Raw genomic sequence first — 10,090 nt, 5'->3', positions numbered from 1 at the left:
CACTTCTGCCAGGAGCGGGTCAGGCCCTTCCGCCACCCAGCACGCCCCATGCGCGAGGCAAGGCGTCCGGTCCCCTCCCCCCACCGTGGGGGAGGGTTAGGGAGAGGGGGGTGGATTGAGCGGGCCGTCGATCGCGTGAGGGATTGAAGATCAAGACAATCCCATTTGATTTGGTGATTTCTCGAATGTCACTTGGTGGTCGCCCCCTCTCCCTAACCTTCCCCCACGGTGGGGGGAGGGGACCAGAATTGGCCTCCTCACTCGTAGGTGAGGAAGGGCCCGCCAGGGGGAGGGGACCGGAAATCGCCCGCTCAGACGCGGCGACGCTCCGACATCAGGGCGAGCGCAGCAGTCCCCGCCGGGAGTTCATCCGCGAGCCCCCCGCGACGGCCAGGATGCCGAGCATCGCCATCCCCAGGGATGCCGGCTCGGGGACCGCCCGGACGACGGTGAACGGCAGGTCGGGGCCGGCCGCCAGGCTCACCGGATCGTTCGAGCCGTCGGCCGCCGCCAGGCTCGAGACGTCGAAGCTCAGCACGCCCGAACCGACCTGGAGCACGACGACCTCGAACGAGTAGAAGACGCCGTTGCTCGTGATCGGCGTGTTCGTGGTCGAGAAGAAGACCGCGTCATAGAAGGCATCCGCCGCGCCGTCGAACCCCGCCCCCACGAAGCCGGTCGGGTCGGGGACGATGGCCCCGGCGGCGACGTCCGTGGGGGTGCCCAGCAAGCCGCCCGGGAACGTGACCGTCCCCGCCAGATAGGCCAGCGCGTCCCCCGGCGCCAGCCCGGAGAGGATCACGTCGAAGCGGACCGCCTGGCCGACGGCCAGATGGTCCAGGTCAGCGGACTCCGCCGCCAGAGATAGCGTCAGTTCGGCTTTCACGGTCGACACGCCGTGTCCGAAGATGAACATTATCAAAATGACCATGGGACACGATCGCATGAAGCCATCCTTACTTCAAGTCAAGTGTCGTGACGTTGACGTGGCCCGATCTACTATCGGTCCACATATGATCCTGCTTGCCGAACGAAAAGGTAACGAAGATTCTCGAAAATCTTGCCAGCATACCCCATCCGACTGGCGCGAACATCGGGCGGAGCCGGGATCAGCCACAAGAAGTTGCAAGAACGCCTGCAACGATGGGCCACATCTTGGCGATCAGTGTTGGTTTTTGCAAGAACCAGCGTGACGGGAGGACACTTTTCTGCAAGATGATCTCTGGCAGGTCTTCGGCCCGGCATGTGAGTGTTGACCAATCGGGCGGACTCCTCCGATACCGAGGGGACCACTCCAGGGCGCACAACTCATACCACATCCGGTTTTGTCAGGCCTTATACATTTTCTGGATCACGCAGGTCGCGCGAAAAGGTCACGACGATCTTCAATCTGTCCGATCGAGCGGTCCGCTCCGGGGCCTGAGGCCGAGACGGGCCCGCCGCCGTGCCCCTGGCGGCAGCCGGCCGGCGAGGCCGTTTGAGTCCGGTCACCGCGGGGGCCTGGACGAATAATCCTCGTGCGGCCGGACATTCCCCTGGCCGGGTCATCCCCCGAGGGCATATCCTCGCATGGGCTGGTTCGTCCTCGACTTGTGCCCGCCCGACGATGCCCACCGCATTCCGATTCCAGGTGCTCGATCCTGCGGGGGGACGGTGGGACGTCGGCGGGTGGGTCGGCGGTTCGGGGTTGCGACGACGGATCTGGACGGGAGCTCTCCCATGCTGACGTTCACCGGACGTGGGCGGGTCACGACGTGCGACGGCGCGACCCGGCGCGACTTCCTCCAGGCGGGGACGCTCGGGGCGATCGGGTTCGGGCTGCCGCACTGGTTCGCGGCCCGGGCGGCGGGGGCGGTGAAGGGGGGGGCCGACGACCGCGCCTGCATCATGATCTTCAACCTGGGCGCGCCCAGCAGCATGGACCTCTGGGACATGAAGCCGGACGCCCCCGCCGAGATCCGCGGGCCGTTCCGGCCGATCGCGACGGCGTCGCCGGCCATCCAGGTCTCGGAGATCCTCCCGAAGCACGCCGCCATCGCGGACAAGTTCTCGCTGGTGCGGTCGGTCCACCACGGCGGCGCGGCGGTGCACGACGCCGGCTGGCAGATGATGCAGACCGGCCGGCTCTTCGCGGGGGGCGTGAACACGCCGCACGTCGGGTCCGCCGTCAGCTACCTGAAGGGGCGGAGGACCGATCTGCCCCCCTTCGTCGTCCTGCCGGAGCTGATGGGCCGCGGCGGCGGCAACCTGCCCAACGGCCAGGCCGGCGGCTTCCTCGGCAAGGCGCAGGATCCGTTCGCCCTCAACGCCGACCCGTCCAGGCCCGGGTTCCGCGTCCCCGACCTGCTCCCCCCCGAATCGATGGGCACCGTCCGGCTGGACCGCCGCCGCAAGATCCGGGCACTCGTGGACGACGCCGTCGCCACGTTCGAGGCGTCCGAGGACGCCGCGCTGCTGGACGGCAACTTCCAGTCGGCCTTCCGCCTGATGACGAGCCCGCAGGCGCGCGACGCCTTCGACCTCTCGAAGGAGCCCGCGGCCGTCCGCGACCGCTACGGCATGACCCGGTTCGGCCAGTGCTGCCTGCTGGCGCGCCGGCTGGTGGAGGGGGGCGTGCGGTTCGTGACGATCAACACGTTTTTGACCGTCTTCGACGAGATCACCTGGGACATCCACGGCTCGAAGCCGTTCACCTCGATCGAGGGGATGCGCGACATCGTCTGCCCGCTCTACGACCGGGCCTACAGCGCCCTGATCGAGGACCTGTCGCAGCGGGGGATGCTCGACACGACGCTGGTCTGCAACCTCGCCGAGTTCGGCCGGACCCCCCGGGTGAACCCGGCCGGCGGCCGCGACCACTGGCCCAACTGCTTCACGGTGGGCTTCGCGGGGGGCGGCGTGCAGGGGGGCCGCGTGGTCGGCGCCAGCGACCCGATCGGCGCCGTGCCGGCGGACCGCCCGGTGGAGCCGGCCGACATCGCCGCGACGATCTTCCACAGCCTCGGCCTGGACCTCGAGGCCAAGCTCCCCGGCCCCGCCGGCCGCCCGTTCCCGCTGGTCGACTTCGGCCATCGCGAGATCCGCGAGCTGTTCTGAGCGAGTGTTGGATGGGACCCCGGCGAGGAGAGACGCGATATCAGGCTCTCCCCCTTACCAAGGGGGAGTTGGAGGGGGTGAATGGTCTCAGCCACGGCGATCGAATCCACCCCCCTGAATCCCCCCTTTGTAAGGGGGGAAGCGAATCAGGCACTCCCCTTCGACCGTGTCGAGTTGCGGGATGATGAGGTCATGGGACTGACCCGGGACGCCGCAACCGCGAGAGGCCACGCCATGCTCAGGACGTTCCGCGACATGCTCCTCCTGCCGTGCATCCTGGCGGCCTCCCTCGCCCTCGCCGTACCCGCCCGCGCGGGCGAGGCGGAGGGCCTGGCGGTGCTGCCGTCGGGGTTCACGCTGGGGACGCCGAGGGCGAGCCAGCGATTGATCGTCCACGAGCTCGAAGCGGGCGAGGCCGGGCGGCAGGTGGCCTCGAGCGTCGCGTGGGCCTCGAGCGCCCCGGGCGTCGCCGCGGTCTCCGGCGACGGCCTGGTGACGGCCGTGGGGGACGGCGAGGCCACGATCACGGCGCGGGCCGGCGGCCGGTCCGCCTCCTGCAAGGTGACCGTCCGCGGGCAGGGCCTGGCCGTCGCCCCGAGCTTCCGCAACGACGTCGAGCCGATCCTGGCGAAGCTCGGCTGCAACGCGGGGGCCTGCCACGGGGCGCTCGCGGGGAAGGGGGGGTTCCGGCTCTCGCTCCGGGGCTACGACCCGCCGTCGGACTTCTTCAACATCGTCAAGCAGGACCGCGGCCGGCGGGTCGAGCTCGCCGACCCGGGCCGGAGCCTCTTCCTGGCCAAGCCCTCCGGGGCGATCGCCCACAAGGGGGGCATCCGGCTCGCCCCCACGTCGCCGGAATACCGGGTCCTGGCCGAATGGATCGGCCGGGGCACGCCGCCCCCCGGGGAGGCCGACCCGAGGGTGACGCGGATCGAGGTCCTGCCGGGCCGCGTGGTCCAGCGCGTCGGGGCGTCGCAGCAGCTCCTGGCCCGCGCCTACTACGCGGACGGGCGGGAGGAGGACGTCACCCGCCTGGCCCGCTGGTCCTCGGCCGACGAATCGGTCTGCCGGGTCGACGACGACGGCAAGGCCCAGGTGATCGGGCCCGGCGAGGGGGCCATCGTCGCCTGGTACGCCAGCCGGCTGGCCATCGCGCGGGTCACCGTCCCCTACGAGGCCCGGCCCGCCCGGCCCGGCGAGGTCGCCGACGCGCGGAAGCCCAGGGACTTCATCGACGAGCAGATCGACGGGCAGCTCGCGCGGCTCAACCTGCCGGCGTCCCCCGCCTGCTCCGACGCCGAGTTCGTGCGGCGGGCGTACGTCGACACGATCGGCCGGATCCCCGCCGCGGACGAGGCGCGGGCCTTCCTGGCGGACGGCTCGCCCGGCCGCCGCGACGCCCTGATCGACGCCCTCCTCGCCCGGCCGGAGTTCGCCGACTACTGGACCTACAAGTGGTCGGACCTGCTGATGCTCAACGGCACGAGGCTCCGGCCGGAGGCCCTCAAGACCTACTACCGCTGGATCCACCAGCAGGTGGCCGACAACACGCCCTGGGACAAGTTCGTCCGCGCGATCGTCACGGCCACCGGCGAGAGCGTCGAAACCGGCCCCACCAACTTCTACGCACTCAGCCAGTCCCCCGAGGACATGACCGAGAACGTCAGCCAGGCGTTCCTCGGGCTCTCGATCGGCTGCGCCCGCTGCCACGACCACCCGCTCGAGAAATGGACCAACGACCAGTATTACGGGATGGCCAGCCTGTTCGCGCGGGTCCGGGCCAAGGGCTGGGGCGGCGAGGGTCGCAACGGCGACGGCCGCCGGACGATCTACGCGGCGAGCTCCGGGGAGCTCGTCCAGCCGAGGACCGGCAAGCCCCAGCCGCCGGCCCCGCTGGATGCCCCGCCGCTCGCCTTCGACGACCCGGCCGACCGGCGGATCGTCCTGGCCCGCTGGCTGACCGCGGCGGAGAACCCCTATTTCGCCCGCTCGATCGCCAACCGCGTCTGGGCCAATTTCTTCGGCGTGGGGCTGGTCGAGAAGGTGGACGACATGCGGGCCTCCAACCCGGCCTCGAACGAGGCCCTGCTCTCGGCCTCGGCGAAGTTCCTGGTGGACCACGCGTTCGACCTGAAGGCCCTGATGCGGGCCATCCTCCGGTCGAACGCCTACCAGCGGACGAGCCGGCCGCTGGCCGGCAACGTGGCGGACCGCCGGTTCTATTCGCGGTACTATCCCCGGCGGATGACGGCCGAGGTGCTCCACGACGCGATCGTCCAGGTGACCGGCGTGCCGACGCGGTTCGACGCGATCGCCTTCCCGGGCGGCGACGTCCAGAAGACCGACTTCTACCCGCTGGGCACGCGCGCCGTGCAGCTCTACGACGCCGCGGTGGAGAGCTACTTCCTCCAGGCCTTCGGCCGCAACCCGCGGCGGATCGTCTGCGAGTGCGAGCGGTCCGGAGAGCCGACCATGGTCCAGGTGCTCCACCTCTCCAACGGCGACACGCTCAACGAGAAGCTCCGCGCCAAGGGGAGCCGGGCCGAGACCCTGCGGCGGCTCCGCCGCGAGGGGATGTCCGCCGCCGCCCTCGTGGACGAGATCTACCTGGCCTGCCTCTCGCGCTACCCGACCGAGCCCGAGCGCCGCGGCCTGCTCGACCTGCTGCCGCCCCCGGGCGCCCCGGACGAGCCGGCCGTCGTCGAGGACGTGTTCTGGGGCCTGATGAGCGGCCGCGAGTTCCTCTTCAATCACTGACGGGGGAGACCCGCCGATGTCGAGCCTGATCCTCCTCGCGAGCCTGTTCGCCGCGAACCCGGCCGCGGTCGCGGCCGATGATGCCCCCGCGCCGGATTACGCCGGGCGGGTCGCCCCGCTGCTCAAGAAGTACTGCGCGGGCTGCCACAACGACGACGACCGCGAGGGGGAGTTCTCGCTCGAGTCCTACGCCGCGCTCCGCCGGGGCACGCCCCACGGCCCCGCGCTCCTGCCGGGCGACCCGAAGGGGAGCCTGGTCGTCCGCGTCCTGACCGGCGCCTCGAAGCCGAAGATGCCCCCCAAGGACGAGCCCCGCCCGACCGCCGAGGAGATCGCCATCCTCGAGGCCTGGATCGAGGCCGGAGCGAGCGGGCCGAAGGGGCAGGAGCCGGACCGGCTGGCGCTGATCGTCCCGAAGGTCCCCGGGCACTCGCGGACCCGCCCCGTCCTCGCGATCGACGCCTCCGCCGACGGCCGCTGGCTGGCCGTCGCGCGCGACGCCGAGGTGGGCCTGTACGCCCCGGGCGCCCCCCGCGACGGGGCCCCCGGGCGGACGCTCGGCCCGTCCCCCGGCAAGGTCACGGCGCTCCATTTCACCCCCGACGGCTCGCGCCTGGTCACGGCCTCGGGCGTCGCCGGGCTCGGGGGCGTCGCCGCGATCTGGGACGTCGCCACGGGCAAGCTCGTGAGGAGCTTCGAGGGCCACCGCGACATCCTCTACGACGCCGAGCTCTCGCCCGACGGGACCACCCTGGCCACCTGCGGCTACGACCGGAAGATCGAGCTCCGGGACGCGTCCACCGGCGCCCTGCTGCGGACGCTGGAAGGGCACACCGGCGCCGTCTACGACGTGGCGTTCAGCCCCGACGGCCGCACCCTGGTGAGCGCCAGCGGCGACGACACCTGCAAGGTCTGGCGGGTCCGCGACGGCCTCCGCCTGGACACCCTGCCGCAGCCGCTCAAGGCCGAGTACGCCTGCACCTTCAGCCCCGACGGGAACTTCATCGTGGCCGGCGGCGCCGACAACAACATCCGCGTCTGGCGGTTCGTCTCGCGCGACGGCCCCGCGATCAACCCGATGGAGATCGCCCGCTTCGCCCACGAGGCCGCGATCGTCCGCCTGGCGTTCACGCCGGATGGCTCCGCGCTCGTCTCGCTGGCCGAGGACCGGACGATCAAGGCCTGGCGCGCCGGCGACTTCACCGAGACCAGGCTCTGGGCCGGCCAGCCCGACGTCGCCGCGGCCCTGGCGTTCGCGCCCGGCGGCAGGTCGTTCGTGGTCGGACGCATGGACGGCTCGATCGCGTCGTACGACCTCCCCCTCCCCGCGCCGGACGCGGGGGCATCGGGGTCGGCCGCCGTCCCGGCCGCGACCGATCCGGCCGCCACGCCCGCGGCCCGGCCGATGACCGAGCACGTCGAGCACGAGCCGAACGACGAGCCCGCCGCGGCCAACGCGCTGACGCTCCCCGCGCGGGTCGCCGGCGCGATCGACGGCCGGGCGGGCGGGGCGGACTCCGACCTCTTCCGGTTCCATGCCAGGGCCGGCGAATCCTGGGTCTTCGAGGTGGACGCGGCCCGGTCCAAGTCCCGGCTCGACTCGTTCCTGGAGGTCCTCGACGCGAGCGGCAGGCGGGTGCCGCGGGCCCTCCTCCAGGCCGTCCGCGACTCCTACTTCACCTTCCGCGGCAAGGACGACGCGGAGACGGACGACTTCCGCGTCTTCAACTGGGAGGAGATGCGGCTGAACGAGTACCTGTATGCGAATGGCGAGATCGTCAAGCTCTGGCTCTACCCCCGCGGCCCCGATTCCGGATTCGTCGTCTACCCCGGCCAGGGGAACCGCTGGGGCTACTTCGACACGACGCCCCTGGCCCACGCGCTCGGCGAGCCCTGCTACATCGTCGAGCCCCATCCGCCCGGCACGAAGCTCGTGCCCAGCGGCCTGCCGGTCTTCACGCTCGACTACGAGAACGACGACGACGCCCGCCGCGAGCTCGGCAAGGACTCGCGGCTCACCTTCACGGCGCCGGCGGACGGCGAGTACCTCGTGAAGCTCCGCGACGTCCGCAACCTCCAGGGCCCGGACTTCCAATACAAGCTGACCGCCCGCCCGAGCCGCCCCGACTTCGCGGTCACCCTCACCGGGGCCGACCTTGCCGTCAGCCCCGGCGGCGCCAAGGAGTTCAAGGTCACGGCCCGGCGGATCGACGGCTTCGACGGCCCGATCCGCGTCGACGTCGCGAACCTCCCCCCGGGCTTCCGCGCGTCCACGCCGCTGGTCATCGAGCCCGGGCAGGTCGAGGCCCTCGGCGTCCTCATGGCCGACGCGAAGGCGACCCCGCCACCGCCCGAGGCCGCGAGGAAGAACACCGTCCGGGCCACCGCGCAGATCGGCGGTCGCGACCTGACCCACGACGTGAACAACCTGGGCGCGATCAAGCTGGCCCCCGCGGCCAAGATCAAGGTCACCATCGGCCCCGCCGAGGGCGGCCCCAAACCCGTCGCGGCCACGCCGGGCCCGGGCGACCTCCCCGAGTTCGAGGTCGAGGCCGGCCGGACGATCACCCTGTCCGTCCGGGTCGAGCGCCTCGGCTACGAGGGCCAGGTCCCCTTCGGCACCACGGGCGCCGGCCGCAACCTTCCCTTCGGCGTCATCGTCGACAACCTCGGCCTCAACGGCCTGCTCGTCCTCGAGAACCAGAAGGAGCGCACCTTCTTCGTCACCGCCGACCGCGACACCCCCGACCAACTCCGCCCCTTCCACCTGACGACGTCCGCCGAGGGCGGCCTGTCCAGCAGCCCGGTCCTGCTCCGCGTCAAGGGCCGACGGACGCAGACGGCAGAGGCGAGCGGACGCTAAGCCGGAGGGCCGCGGATCCCCGCGGGGCGGCCTCTTCGACGTCCTACGGAGAGGGCGAGATCGACGGGTGGAGGCCGCTCAACGCGCCGGTTCGCGACCGTGACCGGCCGGCCAACCACAGGACGGCACAGGCGACGGCCGCTCCGACCACGGCCCCCGCGGTCGCGCCCACGGCCGATGCCTGGGCGAATCTCATGTACCAGGCCAGGTAAATGGCCGGGAGCCCGTGAAGTCGATACCGCACGACGAGATCGATCAGGCGGCTGAACGCGATGACATGCGCCGAGGTGATCGCGCAGGCGATGACCAGCCCCATCGCCGTGCCTGCGACGAGGTGGGGCCAGCGCCTCCCCGCGAGGAGCAGCAGGCTGGCGACGCCCCCGATCGCGACGCCCAAGACCGCGCCGATCGGCATCGCGAGCCAGGCAAGCTCAACGATCGCGTCGAGGAGCTTATCCCTGGCCTCGAAGAAGCTCCGACCTGTCGCCCCCAGCAGGCCCTGGCCCAGGGGCGGGGCGAGCCAGAACGAGAGATAGACACCTCCAGCCAGGAGCGCAGCCGGGACCAGGATCGAGGCCACGACCTCGAAGCCCCAGCGTCGCTTGCACCCCAGGACGAGGGTCATGCCGCACGCCATCGCGGCGGCGCAAACGAATCCGCCGGTGAAGTCGACGAGGACGCCCCAGGGCTGCCGACCTTCGCGGATGAAGAACGCCGCCCCGAAGTACCCGACGACGATCAGCCAGGTCGCCGCCATGACCGCCTGCCGTCCCAGCGATCGGAGGCACCGGGCCACGCCCGGATCGAACGCAATCCGTCGGCCGGACATGATTCACCCCGTCCCAGGCCCCTGTCTCGATGATGCGGTATCAGGAGAACTCCCCTACATCCTACACATGTCATTGAACCCGTTCCAGATCCCTCCCGGGCCTCACGGCTTCTGGTAGACGCGCACGTAGTCGATCTCGTATCGCGCCGGGAACTCGGTCCTCGACGGGTCGCCGCCGTTGTCGCCGCCGACGACCAGGTTCAGGAGCAGGTAATGCTCATGCTGGAATGGGTTGAGGCGGGCCGCGTCGCCGTTGATGGTCCCCGCCAGGCTGGTCTCGTTGAGCAGCGCGCCGTCCACGTAGAGGCGGATCGCCTTGTCGTCCCAGTCCATCCGCCAGACGTGGAAGGCCTTCGACCACTCGGGGTCCTTGAACTCGGCGATCGGCTTCTTGACGGTGTGCCACCTGGCGACGAATCGCCGGTCGGTGCCCCAGGCCACGTTGGCCAGCAGGGTGCCGCGGTAATACTCCATGATGTCGATCTCGCCGTTGGAGGGCCACGGGCCGGCGGTCCCCAGCGTCAGGTGGAAAGCCAGAATGGCCC

At 71.1% G+C, this 10,090-nt stretch carries 6 protein-coding genes; 3 read left to right on the top strand and 3 right to left on the bottom strand.

The features are described 5' to 3' along the window. Window positions 1-334 precede the first annotated feature (334 nt). The gene (locus tag G6O54_RS22165; RefSeq protein WP_165228128.1) at window positions 335-931 is read right to left on the bottom strand and encodes a PEP-CTERM sorting domain-containing protein; all 597 of its coding nucleotides are present in this window, start codon (window positions 929-931) and stop codon (window positions 335-337) included. Between the two features lie 788 nt (window positions 932-1,719). Between G6O54_RS22165 and G6O54_RS22160 the strand changes: the two genes are divergently transcribed. The 3 genes from G6O54_RS22160 to G6O54_RS22150 all read left to right on the top strand — a co-directional run bounded on the left by G6O54_RS22160 (window position 1,720) and on the right by G6O54_RS22150 (window position 8,716). After that, entirely contained in the window at window positions 1,720-3,096 is a 1,377-nt protein-coding gene (locus G6O54_RS22160) for a DUF1501 domain-containing protein (protein ID WP_165228126.1), read from the top strand. A gap of 192 nt (window positions 3,097-3,288) precedes the next feature. Then, entirely contained in the window at window positions 3,289-5,853 is a 2,565-nt protein-coding gene (locus G6O54_RS22155; RefSeq protein ID WP_205678988.1) for a DUF1553 domain-containing protein, read from the top strand. A gap of 16 nt (window positions 5,854-5,869) precedes the next feature. Then, window positions 5,870-8,716: a c-type cytochrome domain-containing protein gene (locus G6O54_RS22150; RefSeq protein WP_165228124.1), complete on the top strand. Its 2,847-nt coding sequence runs from the start codon at window positions 5,870-5,872 to the stop codon at window positions 8,714-8,716. 43 nt (window positions 8,717-8,759) lie between these two features. Here the strand turns inward: G6O54_RS22150 and G6O54_RS22145 are convergent, their stop codons facing one another. Continuing rightward, window positions 8,760-9,545 carry an EscU/YscU/HrcU family type III secretion system export apparatus switch protein gene (locus tag G6O54_RS22145; RefSeq protein ID WP_165228122.1) on the bottom strand — a complete coding sequence of 262 codons (786 nt, stop codon included), beginning with the start codon at window positions 9,543-9,545 and terminating at the stop codon, window positions 8,760-8,762. A gap of 102 nt (window positions 9,546-9,647) precedes the next feature. Beyond that, window positions 9,648-10,019, bottom strand: coding sequence for a glycoside hydrolase family 16 protein (locus tag G6O54_RS22140; RefSeq protein ID WP_439650266.1), 372 nt, complete (start codon window positions 10,017-10,019; stop codon window positions 9,648-9,650). Window positions 10,020-10,090 lie beyond the last annotated feature (71 nt).

The sequence above is a fragment of the Aquisphaera insulae genome (genome assembly GCF_011064615.1).
GTDB classification, from domain to species: domain Bacteria; phylum Planctomycetota; class Planctomycetia; order Isosphaerales; family Isosphaeraceae; genus Aquisphaera; species Aquisphaera insulae.
Note: the sequence above shows the minus strand (reverse complement) of the source record. Positions and strands in the feature narration are given on the sequence as shown.